The 15,709-nt window shown below is 64.5% G+C and carries 16 protein-coding genes, 1 tRNA gene and 1 rRNA gene; 8 read left to right on the top strand and 10 right to left on the bottom strand.

Features of this window, described 5'->3' with window-relative positions; translation table 11 throughout:
- A 5S ribosomal RNA gene (rrf, locus tag AB4Y35_RS34975) occupies positions 1–114 on the top strand.
- Positions 115–303: 189 nt separating this feature from the next.
- Here the strand turns inward: rrf and AB4Y35_RS34970 are convergent.
- A complete protein-coding gene (locus tag AB4Y35_RS34970; RefSeq protein ID WP_165822956.1) occupies positions 304–477 on the bottom strand; it encodes a hypothetical protein in 174 nt (57 codons plus the stop codon).
- A gap of 132 nt (positions 478–609) precedes the next feature.
- Here AB4Y35_RS34970 and AB4Y35_RS34965 point away from each other — a divergent pair, with 132 nt between their 5' ends.
- The gene (locus AB4Y35_RS34965) at positions 610–780 is read left to right on the top strand and encodes a hypothetical protein (RefSeq protein ID WP_368686329.1); all 171 of its coding nucleotides are present in this window, start codon (positions 610–612) and stop codon (positions 778–780) included.
- 27 nt (positions 781–807) lie between these two features.
- Here the strand turns inward: AB4Y35_RS34965 and AB4Y35_RS34960 are convergent, their stop codons facing one another.
- The 4 genes from AB4Y35_RS34960 to AB4Y35_RS34945 form a co-directional block, all read right to left on the bottom strand.
- Positions 808–2,160, bottom strand: coding sequence for an MATE family efflux transporter (locus AB4Y35_RS34960; RefSeq protein WP_368707978.1), 1,353 nt, complete (start codon positions 2,158–2,160; stop codon positions 808–810).
- Complete coding sequence (locus AB4Y35_RS34955; protein WP_368707977.1) at positions 2,157–2,465, bottom strand: DUF2288 domain-containing protein; 309 nt, start codon at positions 2,463–2,465, stop codon at positions 2,157–2,159. Before AB4Y35_RS34955 ends, AB4Y35_RS34960 begins: the two co-directional genes overlap by 4 nt.
- 657 nt (positions 2,466–3,122) lie before the next feature.
- Positions 3,123–3,836 carry a peptidoglycan DD-metalloendopeptidase family protein gene (locus tag AB4Y35_RS34950; RefSeq protein ID WP_368707976.1) on the bottom strand — a complete coding sequence of 238 codons (714 nt, stop codon included), beginning with the start codon at positions 3,834–3,836 and terminating at the stop codon, positions 3,123–3,125.
- Positions 3,837–4,001: 165 nt separating this feature from the next.
- A complete protein-coding gene (locus AB4Y35_RS34945; protein ID WP_368707975.1) occupies positions 4,002–4,916 on the bottom strand; it encodes an aldose epimerase in 915 nt (304 codons plus the stop codon).
- Positions 4,917–5,413: 497 nt separating this feature from the next.
- On the opposite strand from AB4Y35_RS34945, the gene AB4Y35_RS34940 reads away from it, so the two are divergent.
- Both AB4Y35_RS34940 and AB4Y35_RS34935 read left to right on the top strand, forming a co-directional pair.
- Entirely contained in the window at positions 5,414–6,244 is an 831-nt protein-coding gene (locus AB4Y35_RS34940; protein ID WP_368707974.1) for an undecaprenyl-diphosphate phosphatase, read from the top strand.
- A gap of 116 nt (positions 6,245–6,360) precedes the next feature.
- Positions 6,361–6,437 (top strand) — tRNA-Arg (locus tag AB4Y35_RS34935).
- An 86-nt stretch (positions 6,438–6,523) separates the two neighbouring features.
- On the opposite strand, the gene AB4Y35_RS34930 is transcribed toward AB4Y35_RS34935, so the two are convergent.
- Both AB4Y35_RS34930 and AB4Y35_RS34925 read right to left on the bottom strand, forming a co-directional pair.
- The gene (locus AB4Y35_RS34930) at positions 6,524–6,904 is read right to left on the bottom strand and encodes a PH domain-containing protein (RefSeq protein WP_368707973.1); all 381 of its coding nucleotides are present in this window, start codon (positions 6,902–6,904) and stop codon (positions 6,524–6,526) included.
- A 325-nt stretch (positions 6,905–7,229) separates the two neighbouring features.
- Positions 7,230–8,813, bottom strand: coding sequence for an acid phosphatase (locus AB4Y35_RS34925; protein WP_368707972.1), 1,584 nt, complete (start codon positions 8,811–8,813; stop codon positions 7,230–7,232).
- Positions 8,814–9,193: 380 nt separating this feature from the next.
- On the opposite strand from AB4Y35_RS34925, the gene AB4Y35_RS34920 reads away from it, so the two are divergent.
- Positions 9,194–10,516 carry a cytochrome-c peroxidase gene (locus AB4Y35_RS34920; RefSeq protein WP_368707988.1) on the top strand — a complete coding sequence of 441 codons (1,323 nt, stop codon included), beginning with the start codon at positions 9,194–9,196 and terminating at the stop codon, positions 10,514–10,516.
- Between the two features lie 31 nt (positions 10,517–10,547).
- On the opposite strand, the gene AB4Y35_RS34915 is transcribed toward AB4Y35_RS34920, so the two are convergent.
- Positions 10,548–10,790 carry a hypothetical protein gene (locus AB4Y35_RS34915; RefSeq protein ID WP_368707971.1) on the bottom strand — a complete coding sequence of 81 codons (243 nt, stop codon included), beginning with the start codon at positions 10,788–10,790 and terminating at the stop codon, positions 10,548–10,550.
- Positions 10,791–10,981: 191 nt separating this feature from the next.
- On the opposite strand from AB4Y35_RS34915, the gene AB4Y35_RS34910 reads away from it, so the two are divergent.
- On the top strand, positions 10,982–11,380 hold the full coding sequence (locus tag AB4Y35_RS34910) for an RT0821/Lpp0805 family surface protein (RefSeq protein ID WP_368707970.1): 399 nt from the start codon (positions 10,982–10,984) through the stop codon (positions 11,378–11,380).
- Positions 11,381–11,387: 7 nt separating this feature from the next.
- Positions 11,388–11,837: an NUDIX domain-containing protein gene (locus AB4Y35_RS34905; protein WP_368707969.1), complete on the top strand. Its 450-nt coding sequence runs from the start codon at positions 11,388–11,390 to the stop codon at positions 11,835–11,837.
- Positions 11,838–11,934: 97 nt separating this feature from the next.
- Here AB4Y35_RS34905 and AB4Y35_RS34900 read toward each other — a convergent pair whose 3' ends face one another.
- Positions 11,935–13,653, bottom strand: a complete 1,719-nt coding sequence (locus AB4Y35_RS34900; RefSeq protein WP_368707968.1) for a glutamine--tRNA ligase/YqeY domain fusion protein — start codon at positions 13,651–13,653, stop codon at positions 11,935–11,937.
- Positions 13,654–13,803: 150 nt separating this feature from the next.
- On the opposite strand from AB4Y35_RS34900, the gene AB4Y35_RS34895 reads away from it, so the two are divergent.
- Positions 13,804–14,367, top strand: a complete 564-nt coding sequence (locus tag AB4Y35_RS34895) for an RBBP9/YdeN family alpha/beta hydrolase (protein ID WP_368707967.1) — start codon at positions 13,804–13,806, stop codon at positions 14,365–14,367.
- A 25-nt stretch (positions 14,368–14,392) separates the two neighbouring features.
- Here the strand turns inward: AB4Y35_RS34895 and AB4Y35_RS34890 are convergent, their stop codons facing one another.
- Entirely contained in the window at positions 14,393–15,613 is a 1,221-nt protein-coding gene (locus AB4Y35_RS34890) for a CaiB/BaiF CoA transferase family protein (RefSeq protein WP_368707966.1), read from the bottom strand.
- Between the last annotated feature and the right edge of the window lie 96 nt (positions 15,614–15,709).

Here is a 15,709-nt window from a genome sequence, read left to right as displayed (position 1 = left end):
CCTGATGACCATAGCGAGCTGGTCCCACCCCTTCCCATCCCGAACAGGACCGTGAAACAGCTCCACGCCGATGATAGTGCGGATTGCCCGTGTGAAAGTAGGTAATCGTCAGGCTCCTTATGCTGTACGTTCAGAACCCCGGTGTCTCCAAAAGAGCACCGGGGTTCTGGCGTTTGGGCGCTGGGAAATAAAAGGCTAGCTGCTCGTTCACTGAACGACGCAGCAAAACCACCTCACGGCCAGCTCGACTGGTCGTGGTGAGATTCAGGCAAGGGGCGCGCCGACGCGGTGCCGGCGCTGGGTTCAGTGCCTGCGGCGAACCCGGTCGAGCACGTGATGCTCGGCCAGCCAGTGATGCATCATGCCTTCGCCGTCGTGCTCTTTCCGGTAGGCGCGCGATTCGAAGATCGATAGCCCAAGCAGAACCAGCAGACCCACAGCAAGACCGATCAGACCCGCAATAGTTTCGGCATCCATGGCAGCCTCCTGTCGATTGCAGCCATGTCCGTATCTTAGAACAGTGTCGCTAAGGAAAAAATAGCGACTTCAGCCGCTTCGCTAGCCGGCTGGAGCGCCGCTCGGATTACCATTCAGAAAGGATTTCAGGCGATGTACCGTGTTTATCTGGCCCTTGCAATGGCCGTATTGCTTTCGGCGTGTGCCGACAACGCAACGACTCACCGCCACGGCACCCCGCCGCAGGATCCACCCGACTACCACGGTGTGCCGACCGACGACCGGCCGCCGATGATGATCGACAACCCGCCGCCTGCTAAGTAAGAGCGCCGACGCCGGGCGCGAGCGCTGTCAGCGCAGCTGCACAGACACAGGTACGATCGCGCCGCTGATGCGCGGCAGCAAGGGCGAGAGCGTCAGGCCGCGCGCGGCCATAAAGACGAGCAGGGCGATCCACAACCCGTGATTGCCGAGCGGCCCGACCAGCGCCCATGACGCGCACAGAAACACAGCCAGCGACACCGCCATGGCTTGCATGAGTTCGCGCGTGCGCGTCGCGCCGATGAACACGCCGTCCAGCAAAAAGCCCCAAACGGAGATGAGCGGCGAAAGCGCGGCCCACGGGAGGAATGCCTGGGCGGCGGCACGCACCGACGGCTGGTCGGTTAGCTGCCTGATGATCCACGGTCCGCAGGCCCAATAAACCAGAGAAAAACCGAAGGCGCCCAGCGCTGCCCAGAACAGGTTGAACTTCACGGCCTGGCGAAACGCATTGCGATTACCTGCGCCGATCGCCGCGCCTACCAGCGCCTCGGCTGCATGGGCGAACCCGTCGAGACCGTAGGCCATGAAGGTCTGGAAGTTGAGGAGCAGGGCGTTCGCGGCAAGGATCGCGTCGCCTTGCTTCGCGCCCAGATGCGCGAACCATCCAAACGAGCCCAGCAGGCAAAGCGTACGCAGAAAGATATCGCGATTGATCGCGACGAGGCGTTTGAGCGCTGCTGGCTCGAGCACAGTTTGCAACGCGAGCGGCGCGAGCCCGCGAGGACGAAGCCTCCACAGCACGCAGGCGCCGAAGACAAAACCAAGCGTATCGGCCGTAGCCGTCGCTGCGCCGATCCCGGCGATGCCCCACTGCAGCCCGTACACATAGGCGAGCACCGCAACGACGTTCGTCAGATTGATGAAGATCTGCGAAAGCAGCGCAATGCGCACGCGCTGAGTACCGAGCAGATATCCGAGCACGACGTAGTTCGCCAAAGCGAAAGGCGCAGAGCCGATACGCGCAAGGCAGTAGACCCCGGCGTTGCGCTGCACGTCTGCGCTGCCGCCAATGGCCGCGAGCGTGTAGTGGATCAAGGGCGATTGAATCAGCAGGATCGCGGCGCCGATCGCGAATGCCAGCAGCAGGGCGCGCACGACATTCGCGCGCAATGCGGGGAGGTTGCGGGCGCCGTAGGCCTGTGCGACGAGTCCCGTCGTCCCCATCCGCAGGAAGCCGAAACCCCAAAACACGAAGTTGAAGAACAGGCCGCCTAGTGCGACGCCGCCAAGATCGGCCGCGCTGCCGAGGTGGCCTGCCACAGCCGTATCGACGGCGCCAAGGATGGGCTGCGTGAGATTGGCGAGGACGATGGGAAACGCGAGCGTCAGCACGCGTCGATGCCAGCCTCGCTGCTCGGGCAGAGCCTCCGCGCCGCTCAAGCCCGTTCCTGCACGCACACCCAGGGCGAGACGACGACCGCCCACAACTCCGGCTTGCGCGCCGAGTAATCGGCTGCGGTTTCTGCCGGCATACGGGCGACGAGGCCCGAAGACAGCCATTGCATGACGACCGCACTGTCGTCGTTGGCGATGGCCTCCGCCACGCTGACGAGGTCGAGGTCGCGCGCCACGCTCAGCAACTTGCCTTGCGCGAAGAAACGTTCGAGATCCTGCCAGTCGATCTTGGCGGTTTCGCCGAGCAGCCTGGCGTACGTTGGACTGGGATTGGCGTCTTCGATAGTCATGGTGATTGGAAATTCGTTGCGGCCGATACTATAAACGATAGTCTGCCTGCAGACCGGCGGCCGATGGCGAACGCCGGATCCGCGGTATTAATCACATTAATAAGTCGATATCCAGGCTTGCGGCGCCAAAATACAGACAATAAGCCACATTAAATCAGCAAACATCTGAGCTAAGCACGCTGCGAATTGGTGTTTCAAATTTGTACACCACACCGGATAAATGCATTGTTGCGTGCGCTTGCACACTAAAGCCGGCCGCCTCGAAAATGCGAAAAATACCATGCTTTAAACCGACGATTCTGGCTTGCAAACCCCCTCGACAAAGCCATGTTCTTTAGCCTGGTCGGCCCGCGCAGCAAGCCTTTGCGCCGATTGACGACTTGTCGATATGTGTCACTGAAGCGTCCGGTCTTATGGGCCGCAGCAGTTGATTCGGCGTCCTCATTCGTTGCTGAAAAGTGATGCGACACATAATCCGTGCGCCGTAGCACATTTTCGCGCTAATTAAGTGATTGCGCCGCAGGAAGCGCGTTGATAGATTGCGATTCGGCGCATGGTAAACCGGTCCTTTGCCGATATGCGCCAAACCCCCGTTAGCCCGGCGCCATGCCGGGCTTTTTTTTCGTCCATTGATTTGGCAGGCCGCAGTGGCCCGTCTCAACGTGCGGGAAGTTCGCGAGTCGGATCGATCGAGCGTCCCTGGTATCGCAGCTCGAAATGCAGCATGACGCGATCGTTGTCGCTGCTGCCCATTTCCGCGATCTTCTGCCCTTGCGCGACGCTCTGGCCTTCCTTCACGAACAACGCCTGATTGTGCGCATAGGCCGTCAGGTAATCGCCGCTGTGCTTGATGATCAGCAAGTTACCGTAGCCACGCAGACCATTGCCGGCATAGACCACGGTGCCGGGCGCCGCGGCGACGATGGGGGTGCCTGCCGCATTGGCGATGTCGATGCCCTTCGAGTTGCGGCCGTCAAAGTTGCGGATGACCTGGCCGCTGGTCGGCCAGACGAGCGAAATCGACGGGGCGGCCGCCGCCGAAGGTGCGGACGAAGGCGCGGATGCCGTATCGGTTGTGTCGGCGCTCTCGCGCGGGGCAGTCGCTGCACTACGCGGCGCGGTCCGGGCGCTCGCGGTGCCGGCGGGCGGCTCTACGCGCAGGACCTGGCCGACTTCGATGGCGTCGGGGTTCGACAGATTGTTCCAGCGCACGATGTTCTGCACGGACTGGCGATTGCTGCGAGCGATCTTGTACACGGTGTCGCCGCGTTCCACGCGATAAAAGCCGGGGCCGACCGGAGCCGATCCGCACGCCGCGAGCAGCGCAACGAGCGCCGCACATGCAATCCGTCTGATTCCTGGTGCCAACATTGAACCTCGCATGACCTTGCCTCGACGGACCACGGTCCGCCGCGCTGGCAAAACGCCTGATTTTAGCGGGTTTGCCAGCGCAACTGGGGTTTTGCCTGACGAATGCCTGACGCGGGCGGCAGCATCCATACCGGCGCCGGCCCAGCACGGCGCCGGTGCGCGCGATCAGCCGCCGAGCGTCTCGACGCCGATACGCAGCGTCGCCGTCTCCGTTTGACCCGGTGCGAGCCAGCGCAGGCCGAGCCCGTTGTGGATCGCGTCGGGCAGACCAAGCCAGGGTTCGACGCAGTAGAAGTCGGAGTCCGCGGCTTCCGTCCACGTCGTGACGGCGTACCAGGGAAGCGAGCCGGGCCGGTTCAGGTCGATCGTCACCGCGCGGCCGAGTCCCGGCGCTACGAGGCGCACCGGCGAGGCGGGCGGCGTTGGCTCGAGCACATGGAAGCGGTCGATGATGCTTGCGTCGTCGAGCCTGTATTGCGCTTTGCCGGGTTCGGGCGCACTGATCGAACCGTCCGCGAGTTGATGACGGCGCTGGCTCGCCGGCAGGTCGAGCGTCGTCTGCGCGCGCTGGGCGTGGGGCAAGGCGAAGTAGAAGTGATGGCCCGCGTACCAGGGAAGCGGATCCTGGCCGGTATTGGTCGCCGCGAGCGTCACGTTGAGCGTATGCGCGTCGGCCAGCCGGTAGACCGCCTCGAAGCGAAAGGAGAACGGGTAGCCGGCGCGGGTGGCGTCGGAGTCGACGAGCGTCATCTTCAGGCCGTGCCCATCGTCGTCGACCTGCGCCGCGAACGGCAGATCGCGCGCGAAGCCATGCATCGGCAGATCGCGAATCACGCCCTGGGCGTCGCGCCAGCGCCCGATCTGGCCGTCGACACGATGGCGGCCAAGGAAGGGGAAGAGCAGCGGATTGCCGCCGCGCACGCGTGCCGGCTCGGCCCAGTTCGCATTTTCCGGCCACGCGATGACCGGCTGGCCGCCGACGAGCCACGAGAGCAAACGGCCGCCGGCCCACGGCGCGAAGCACAGCGTCGAGGCACCACGGGTGAGGGTGAGGATGTCCTGTTCTGGATGGGCGTTCATGGGCGGGCCTGGAGTGGGTGGAAGGAGCGTGGCGCGGATGCGCCGGGCAGAGGCGGATTTTGCGCCGCTTTCTCATGCGTGAAAACCCTCGTCGGGAAAGCGTGGGTGTCGTCGACGGAGGAGAGTCAGCATAATCCGCATGACCGTGCGGTAGCGCACAGAGCATTTTCGCAGGAGACCTCCCCATGGACCTCGCAATGGCAATGAGCATGGCTCTGTTCAGCCTCTTTGTCGGTAGCAGCGCGTATTTCTTCTACAAGATGGCGCGCTGACCGCGCCACGTTCCGTCCCCCTAGTTTGATTCCCGCGAGCGCGACACGCGCGTTCGCGCCAGGATCCCTGCATTCGCAGCCAATTTTGTTGCGACGCAGTAACTTTTCTGACAAATCCATCTTCAAGCTTGGCGCTGCAATACGGCCCAGGCATAATCGGTGCGCTTTGCCGCACCGGCTCCGCAACGGTCCGGCCCCTTACACCACCATTACGAGGATCCGCGCGTGAGTCTCTGGTTTCTATTCTTCCTGAGCGTGTTGCAAGGCGTCACCGAGCTGTTTCCCGTGAGCAGCCTCGGCCATACGCTGCTCGTACCGGCACTGTTCGGCATGCACATCGACAAGCACGCGCCGCAATTGCTGCCGTTCCTCGTCGCATTGCACCTGGGGACTGCCATCGCGCTGCTCTGGTATTTCCGCGAGCGCTGGGTCGCACTGATCAGCGGCTTCTTTGCCTCGCTGGGCGGTCGCAAGAACGACGACGGGCACATGATGTGGGCGCTCATCATCGGTACGATTCCGACGGGTATCGTTGGCCTCGTGCTCGAAAAGCGCATCGAAGCCATCTTTCACGATCTGCGTATCGTCGCGGCGGCGTTGATGGTCAATGGCGTGCTGCTCTGGTTCGGCGATCGCATCCAGCGTGCGCGTGCACATCGTCCGCCCGAGAAACTCACGTTCCGCCAGGCCTTTCTCGTCGGCCTCGCGCAGATCGGCGCGCTCATTCCCGGCTTTTCGCGCAGCGGGCTCACGATGATCGCCGGCAATGCAGCGGGCCTCACGGCAGAAAAGGCGGCAGAGTTCTCGTTCCTGCTCGGCACGCCGATCATCTTCGCGGCTGGCGTGCTCGAGCTGCCCAAGCTGTTTCACGCGCGAGATCAGTTGATGACTGCGGCCGTTGGCGGCGTGCTCACGGGTATTGCGGCCTGGCTGAGCGTGAAGTTCCTGATGAGCTACTTCGAGGGACGCGGGCGCCTCGCGTCGTTCGGTGCGTATTGCCTGATCGCCGGCGCGATCTTCCTTGGCTGGTTCGCGTTGCATCAGCAGCCGGTTTGATTCTGGCGCCAGGGCCCCTGGCAAGTGCGATGAGCGAGGCGCGACCGCGTGAGACGATCGCGGTATAATCCAGCCCCGTCTTCGCGAGGCCCGCTTGCGGCCTTGCGCACGTTCACGCGACAGTAGCTCAGCTGGATAGAGCATCGGCCTTCTAAGCCGAGGGTCGGGGGTTCGAGCCCCTCCTGTCGCGCCAGATCAAATCAACAAAAAGCCCGGCCTTCACCGCCGGGCTTTGTGCCTTTTCACACACCACGATTCCTCCAGCCCGATTCGAACCCCTCACGCCACGAGCCGCAACGGCACCGGCTCCTCGGCCGCCTGCGCGAGAAAAACCATGCGGCGAAACTCGTGCGGGTTCGAAATGCCGGGAATCGGCGTAGCGATCAGGCCCCCGCCGCCCACGACGAGCGAGCCATAGTCGAATATCCGGCCGATCAGGCTTTGCTCGATCCGCACGCTCTCGATCTTCGCGAGCGTCAACTCCACCGTGTGACGACGCACCGCACCGAACCTGGCCACCACGCGCTTGTTGGTCACGGCGAATTCCGTCGTCCACCAGGCGAGCAGCGACGCGCCGAACAGTCCCAGCCCTGCGGCAAAAAACCCCACCGCTGCGAGCGGCGAGGTCCCCATGGTGCCGATGAGCACGCCCCAAACCATGAGCAAAAGGCTCAGTGTGATACGCGGACCCATCGCCCAGAAGCAGGGGTGTCCCTCGCAGACGATCCTTTCGCCTGGTAGGAGAGTCGATTCGACGTATTTCACAATGACCTCCGTCAATATTTGTGCAGTAATTAATCTGTAAGGTAGTGCATCTTTCGACGTAGGATCCGTGGTCAAACGTCGCGGCTCAGGGCTCCGTCGGCGCATGGCGCGTGCAAGGGGCGATGAATCCGCGGCGCAATAAAAAGGGCAGCCCGAGGGCTGCCCGCAAAACCGGATGAGCAACATCCGGCAATCGATGATCCGATGGCTTGTCGCGCGCTTAGAGCTTGACGTCGAGCGCGTTGGTCAGGTCGCCCATCGGCTGGGCGCCGTTGCTCTTGAGCGCGGCGTCGCGGCTGGCGAGTCCCGGCAGCGTGGGCAGCGAGAAGCGGCGCGTGATGAGGCGCAGGATCGAGGTCGTGTCGTACTGCGTGTGGTCGACGTAACCCTTCTTCGCGTACGGCGAGATGACGAGCGCCGGAATGCGCGAGCCCGGACCCCAGCGGTCGCCCTTGGGCGGCGCAACGTGATCCCAGAAGCCGCCGTTTTCGTCGTAGGTGATGACCACGACCATGTTGTTCCACTGCGGGCTCTTCTGCAGATGCGCGATGACGTCAGCGATGTGCTGGTCGCCGCTCGCCACGTCCGTGTAGCCCGCGTGCTCGTTCAGGTTGCCCTGCGGCTTGTAGAACGCCACGGCAGGCAGCGCGCCGGCGTCAATCGCCTTGATGAACTCCGTGCCGTCCATGCCACCGTCGAGCAGGTGCTTCGCGCGCGCATCGGTGCCCGGCGCGTAGTTCGCAAAGTAGTTGAACGGCTGGTGGTGCGGCTGGAAGTTCGGCGCCGTCATGTTCGCGCCGTAGATCACGCCCGAGGTGCTGTTCTGCGCGGCGCTCACGGCCGCGCCCCAGGCACCGCCGTACCACGCCCACGTCACGCCCGCGTTCGAAAGCAGATCGCCGATGTTCTGGGCCGTTTGCGCGGGCATCGTCGACGCGTTCGACGGGTCGGCCAGGTTCGTGTCGCCGCCCGAAGCCGCTGCATTGCCGCTCGGCTGATACGGTGGCTGCATCGTGTTGATCGCGTAGAAGTCCGGCGTCAGGTTGCCCGACTTCACGAATTTCGGAACGCCATCGAGCGCCGACTTCGGCGAGTTCGATGCGAGCGTGAGCGAGACGCCATCGGCGTCCACGGTCGAGATCGTCGGCTTGGCCGGGTTCGTGTCCGCGTTCGCGTAGTACGGCGTGCACGCGCAGATCAGCCACTGGTGATTCAGGAACGAGCCACCGAACGCGCCCATGAAGAAGTTGTCGGCGAGCGTGTATTGCTGGGCGAGCTTCCAGAGCGGCAGCTTTTCGGCGCTCGTCGTGTAGTGCCCCATCACGAGACCGCCGGAGTCGCCGTAGGCCGCGAACATGTCGTTCTTGCCGCCGTGGATCTGCATCTGGTTCTCGTAGAAGCGGTGATACAGGTCGCGCGTCGTGACCGAGAGCGGTACGTTGTAACCCTTCGCGTCGTCGATGGCGAACGGCGCATTCGGCATGTTCTCGGTCATCGCCGCGGTCACGACGGGCGTGACGCCCGTTTGCGTGAGACCGTTCCAGACGGTCGGCAGCGTGGCCAGCACGGAGCCGTCGCGATCGAGCTGCTGCGCGCTTTGCGCGCTCACGTTCTGCAGGCCGTTGGCGTTCGGGAAGCTGCCGTACAGATTGTCGAAGCTGCGGTTTTCCGCGTAGATCACGACGATGTTCTTCACCGACGAAAGGCCGGGCTTGCTGCTGTCGTTGCCGCCGCAAGCCGCGACGGCCAATACCGACGCCGCTACCGCGATCGGCGTGGCATAGAACCATTTTCTGTTGATCATTTTTCTCTCTCGCGTTGGGGGCCCGCATGGAGGCCGGCGCGAATGACACCGGTATTCGGGCGAGGCGCAGTGTCGCAACGGATTTTGACAGCGATATGTAAAAAATTACATTTAGCTTTTCAGCAGCCTTTGATTGCATGACATCTGTCTTACGTCATGTCATTGGAGCGTCATATCCCTGACATACGCTTTCGCGACTTCGATGCGCGGCTGAGCGCATCGGCATTCGCACTGCAGCGGCGCGCGGCCACGCGCGCGCCGCGCTCAAGCTTCGGGGACCAGGCATGTTGCGTAGATTGGCGCGTCGTTCGGCGCGAACGGATGGTGAGACGCGGGCTCGATCGCACGGCGGCGCGCGCCGCCACGCGGGGCGCTTCGTGATGGCGGCGGGGCTGTCGTTGCTGCTGGCGGCATGCGACGGCAGCACGTCCGCTTCCGCCGACGCCGATGCGACGACAGGTGCATCCGGCAGCGCCTCGCGCGCGCACGACGCCAACGCGGACGCACGCGCCGTACAGGGCGTGAAGCTCATGAAGATCGCCGCGCCGGCGCAAGGCGGGCAGACGCGTGCCGAGGTCTATGCGCAGGTGCGCCGCATGACGGCGCTCGGCAAGCAGATGTTCTTCGACCCGTCGCTCTCGGGCTCGGGCAAGATGGCGTGCGCGTCGTGCCACAGCCCGGACCACGCGTTCACGCCGACGAACTCGCTCGACGTGCAGATCGGCGGCGCCGACATGCGACGCCAGGGCATGCGCGCCGTGCCGACGCTCAAGTATCTGCAGGCGGTGCCGGCGTTCGCCGAGCACTATCACGACTCCGATGACGAAGGCGACGAAAGCGTCGATGCCGGTCCGACCGGCGGCCTCACGTGGGACGGCCGCGTCGATCGGGGCTCGGAGCAGGCGCGCATTCCGTTGCTCTCGACGTTCGAGATGGCGAGTTCGCCGCGCAAGGTCGCCGAAGCCGTGCGCGCGGCGCCCTACGCAGGGGCGTTTCGCGAGGCCTTCGGCACGCGCGTCCTCGCTGACGACGACGCGACTTTCAAGGCAGTACTGAAGTCACTGGAGACCTTCGAGCAGTCGCCCGACGTGTTCTATCCGTACACGAGCAAGTACGACGCGTACCTGGCCGGCAGGGCCACGCTCAGCGCCGCCGAACTGCGCGGGCTGCAGCTTTTCAACGACGAGAAGAAGGGCAACTGCGCGAGCTGCCATATCAGCCAGCGTGCAAAGGACGGCTCGCCTCCGCAGTTCAGCGATTTCGGTCTGATCGCCGTGGGTGTGCCGCGCAACCGTGCGCTCGCCGTGAATCACGACCGCAAGTTTTTCGATCTCGGCGCATGCGGCCCCGAGCGCACGGACCTCGATCACCGCGCGGAATTTTGCGGGCTCTTCCGTACGCCGACGCTGCGTAACGTTGCGCTCAAGAAGTCGTTCTTCCACAACGGCATCTATCACTCGCTCGAAGACGTGCTGCGTTTCTACGCGCGGCGCGACACGAATCCGGAGGAGTTCTATCCGATGGTGAAGGGCAGGGTGCAGAAGTTCGACGACCTGCCGCAGCGCTACTGGGTGAATCTCAACACGGATCCGCCGTTCGATCGCAAGCCGGGCGATGAGCCGGTGTTCAGCAACGCCGAAATCAAGGATGTGATTGCGTTTCTCGATACGCTCACCGACGGCTGGCAGCCGGGCGCGCATTGAGCATCAACTGAGTGCGAACCGGCGCGCGGCGTCAGACGCCCGCGATCAGCAGGCAGGCGCCGGTGAGCACGAGGAAGGACGCGAGCAAGCCGACCGTGCCGATGCGCACGGTGGCGTCCGGCCAGCGCGGTGCGCGCCCGGGACGGACTGCGAAGTTCGGGCCGGGCGCCTGCGGTCGTGGCGCGACCGTGTAGTGCGCGACGAACGCCATCAAGCCGATGCAGATGAGGGTCAGCAGGACCGCAAAGACCCTCAATGCGATGGCGTAGGTCATGTCAGGGATTGCCGATGGGCTGTAAGTGAGCGAGGAAGCCATCGTAGTGATGGGTCCTCTGCCTCACCATCGGATCAATCCGAAAACGAACCGGCCGCTGGCGCAGGTATCCGGCCTTGCTGGGCGAGCCGAAAAAAGGGCGCGTGTTATGCTTTTCGTCGATTCGTTCAGTCCGCCGAGGAGAACACACAATGTCCAGCATGCCCCGAACCCGTCACACGCTGAGCGCCCTGGGCGCGGCGCTCTTAGTCGCCGTTGGCATGGGCAGCGCGCACGCCGCCAACCTGGGTTTCCTGAACAACACGCCCATGTCGTTTATGACCCAGGCCGACTACAACTCGCTCCAGAACGCCGTGCGCGACGCCGTCGAGCACAAGGCCGATGGCGAGAGCGCGTCATGGTCGAACGAAGGTTCGCGCAACGGCACGCGCATCACCTCGACCATCACGCCGTCGAATACGCAAAAGGAAGGCGACAAGACCTGCCGCGATACGGAGGTCGTCATCAACGCGAAGGGCCAGTCGATGACACTGCGTCCGCACTTCTGCCGCACGGGCCAAGGCGCCTGGGTTTTCCAGAAGCAGCACTGAGCGCGCGGTGAACGGCAAGGTCGTTTCGTGCGGCATCGTGCTGCTCGATCCTGAAGGCCGCGTGCTGCTCGCGCACGCAACCGGCACGAATCACTGGGACATTCCGAAGGGGCAGGGTGAGCCTGGCGAGAGCGAATCGCAGAGCGCGCGCCGCGAGATGGTCGAGGAGACCGGCATCGATGTCGCGGCGCCGCGCCTCGTCGATCTCGGGCGCTACGTGTACCGGCGCGACAAGGATCTGCATCTCTTTGCCGCGCGTGCGAGCGCCGATGAACTCGACCTCACGCGTTGCGTTTGCGTGTCGTTGTTTCCGCGCCGTGAGGACGGCGTGATGATTCCGGAAATGGACGCCTGGCGCTGGACCGTGCCCGGCGAAGTGGATCGCTACGCGAGCCGCAGTCTCGCGCGGCTCTTTAGCATGTCGCTCTCGCTCGCGGAACTGCATCGCAGACTGTGAGCCGGCGTTTCGATTGAGACGCGCCAGCCGCCAAAATGAAAAAAGCCCGCACGAATCCATGCGGGCTTTTTGTTTGCCGACAGGCGCGGCGCGAGCCTTACTTGCCCCAGCTGTCGCGCAAACCGACGATGCGGTTGAATACCGGCGCACCCGGCTTCGAATCGTAGCGGTCGGCGACGAAGTAGCCATGGCGCTCGAACTGATAGCGGTCTTCCGGCGCGGCGTTGCGTGCGCCCGGTTCCAGATACGCCTGCACCACGCGCTTCGAATCCGGATTGAGCGCTTCGAGGAAGTCGCGGCCGCCCGCGTCCGGCTGCTCTTCGCGGAACAGGCGATCGTAGAGGCGCACTTCCGCCGGGCACGCATGCGCTGCGCTGACCCAGTGAATGTTGCCCTTCACCTTGTAGTTGTTCGCGCCTTCCGTGCCCGACTTGCTGTCCGGGAAGTAGTTGCAGTGCACGGCGATCACGTTGCCGTTCTCGTCCTTGTCCGCGCCCGTGCATTCGATCACGAAGCCATAGCGCAGACGCACCTTGTTGCCCGGGAACAGGCGGAAATAGCCCTTCGGCGGCGTCTCAACGAAGTCTTCGCGCTCGATCCACAGCTCGCGCGAGATCGGGAACGTGCGCAGGCCGCGCTCCGGATGATGCGGATGCACGGGCGCCGTGCAGTCCTCGCTCTGGCCTTCGGGATAGTTGTCGATGATGAGCTTGAGCGGGTCGAGCACGGCGGCCGTGCGCGGCGCCTTGTCGTCGAGGTCGTCGCGCAGCGCGCCTTCGAACACGCTCATGTCGATCCACGAATCGACCTTCGTCACGCCGATGCGCTCGCAGAAGAGCTGGATCGCTTCGGGCGTGAAGCCGCGGCGGCGCACGCCGACGATGGTCGGCATGCGCGGGTCGTCCCAGCCTTCCACGTGGCCTTCGGTCACCAGTTGCAGCAGCTTGCGCTTGCTCGTGATCGCGTAGGTCAGGTTCAGGCGCGAAAACTCGATTTGCTGCGGCAGCGGGCGCGTGAAGACGCCGGCGTCGGCGAGTTCATTGAGCACCCAGTCATACAGCGGGCGATGGTCTTCGAACTCGAGCGTGCACAGCGAATGCGTGATGTTTTCCAGCGCGTCCGAGATGCAGTGCGTGTAGTCGTACATCGGGTACACGCACCACTTGTCGCCGGTGCGGTAGTGATGCGCGAAGCGGATACGGTAGATCACCGGATCGCGCATGTTGAAGTTCGGCGACGCCATGTCGATCTTCGCGCGCAGCACATGGGCGCCTTCCTCGAATTCGCCCGCCTTCATGCGGCGGAAGAGGTCGAGGTTTTCGTCGACGGAGCGGTCGCGGAACGGCGAGTTCTTGCCGGCTTCGGTGGCCGAGCCGCGGTTCGCGCGCATCTCTTCCGGCGACTGGCTATCGACATACGCCTTGCCGCGCTGGATCAGCAGTTCGGCGAACTCGTAGAGCTTGTCGTAGTAGTCGCTCGCATAGAAGAGGTATTCCTGATCGTCCTTCTTCCACTCGAAGCCGAGCCATTCGACGGCGTCGATGATCGAGTTGACGTACTCGACATCTTCCTTCTCCGGGTTCGTGTCGTCGAAGCGCAGGTGGCACACGCCGCCGTAGCTTTTCGCGACGCCGAAGTTCAGGCAGATGCTCTTCGCGTGGCCGATGTGCAGATAGCCATTCGGCTCCGGCGGGAAGCGCGTTTCGACACGCTGCGCCCACTTGCCCGACTGGTTGTCGTCGTCGATGATGTTGCGGATGAAATTGGATGCCGCAGGCGCGTCCGTGCGGTCGGCGTCTTTACGTTCGGTATTCATGCGAAAAGGGAGTCGTTCGAGGGCGCCCGTCAAAAGGATAAAAGCGCGTAACTGGGCACCCGATGGTGTCTTCCATTCTACCTGACGCGACCCGCCGTGCCAGTCCCGGTGCCGGATCGTCGCGCGGACCACAACAAGCGAGGGAAAAACGTGACGACGAGCGAAACGGCTGTGCTGGTGCTGCCGGGCTATATGGATTCGGGGTCGGGGCACTGGCAGACGCGCTGGGAAGCCGTGCACGCGGGCTTTGCACGGGTGCAGATGCCCGACTGGACGCACCCGGACTGCGAGGCGTGGTGCGCGGCGCTGGAGGCTGCCGTACGACGCGCGCCGGCCGGCGTGCGCTTCGCCGCTCACAGCCTCGGCTGCCTGACCGTGGCGCACTGGGCCGCGCATCACGCGAGCGCGGCGACGCGCGCGAAGGTGGCCGGCGCGCTGCTGGTGGCGCTACCCGATCCGCACGGTCCCGAATTTCCGCGTGACGCGCGGGGCTTCGATCCGGTGCCGCTGGCGGCGTTGCCGTTTGCGAGCGTCGTGGTCGCCAGCAGCGACGATCCGTATGGCGGCGTGGCGTTTTCGCAGCGCTGCGCGCAGGCGTGGGGCAGCCGCTGGATCGAGATCGGCGCGCGTGGGCACATCAATGCGGACAGCGGGCTCGACGACTGGCCGCAGGGGCTGGCGTGGCTGATGTCGATGGGGCAAGAGGGCGGCTAAGCGGCCGCCCCCGGGGGCCTTGCGGTTACACCACGCCCTTGCCGCGCAACGCCGCCACGTGCTCCTCGCCGTAGCCGAGCACTTCGCGCAGTACCGCATCGGTATGCTCGCCGAGCGTGGGCGGATGGCTCGCCACGCGCGGCGGCGTTTCGCTCATGCGGATTGGGTTGCCGACGAGCCGCGCCGTGCCGCCCGAAGGGTGGGGCACGTCCACCTGCAGCCCGCGCGCGATCACCTGCTCGTTCTCGAACACTTCCGCGAGGTTGTTGATCGGCCCGCACGGCACGCCCGCTGCTTCGAGCGCGCCGATCCAGTCGGCTTTCGTGCGCGTGCGGATCAGGTCGGCGACGATCGGCACGAGCGTGTCGCGATGGCGCACGCGCGCCGGATTGGTCGCGAAGCGCTCGTCGTCGGCAAGCCCGGGCTGGCCCGCCACCTCGACGAACTTGCGGAACTGCCCGTCGTTGCCGACGGCGAGGATGATCCAGCTATCGCTCGTCTGGAACGCCTGATAGGGCACGATGTTGGGATGCGCGTTGCCCCAGCGCGCGGGCGGATTGCCGCTCGCCAGGTAGTTCGAATTCATGTTCGCGAGCATCGCCACCTGCACGTCGAGCAGCGCCATGTCGATGTACTGGCCCACGCCCGTGCGGTCGCGGTGCGCGAGCGCCGTCAGCACGGCAATGGTCGAATACATGCCGGTCATGAGGTCGGCGATCGCGACGCCGGCCTTCTGCGGGCCGCCGCCCGGCAGCGCGTCGCGCTCGCCGGTGATGCTCATGAAGCCGCCCATGCCCTGCACGATGAAGTCGTAGCCCGCGCGCGAGGCGTAGGGCCCGGTCTGGCCGAAGCCGGTGACCGAACAGTAAATGAGGTCGGGCTTCACCTCGCGCAGCGACTCATAGTCGAGGCCGTATTTCTTCAACTGGCCGGCCTTGTAGTTCTCCAGCACGACATCGCTTTGCGCAGCCAGCTCGCGCACGATGCGCTGCCCCTCGGGCGTGGCGATATCCACCGTCACCGAGCGCTTGTTGCGGTTCGCGGCGAGGTAGTAGGCGGCCTCGGCGGTGTCCGCGCCATCGGGCGTCTTCAGGTACGGAGGGCCCCAGTGGCGCGTGTCGTCGCCGGCGCCGGGGCGCTCCACCTTGATCACGTCGGCGCCGAAGTCGGCCAGGGTCTGTGCGCACCACGGTCCGGCGAGGACGCGGGTGAGATCGAGTACGCGGATATGGCTGAGAGCGCCCATGCTGTGTCTTCCAATGTCGTTCCAAGGCGGGCAGCGAGCGCGCGTGGTGCGCCGGCCGATGCCGCCCATGGTAAGCGAAAAGGCGCGGCATGGGCC

The sequence above is a fragment of the Paraburkholderia sp. EG286A genome, from assembly GCF_040965375.1.
Taxonomy (GTDB): Bacteria; Pseudomonadota; Gammaproteobacteria; order Burkholderiales; family Burkholderiaceae; genus Paraburkholderia.
The sequence above is the reverse complement of the archived record's forward strand: the minus strand, read 5'-3'. Positions and strand labels throughout refer to the sequence as shown.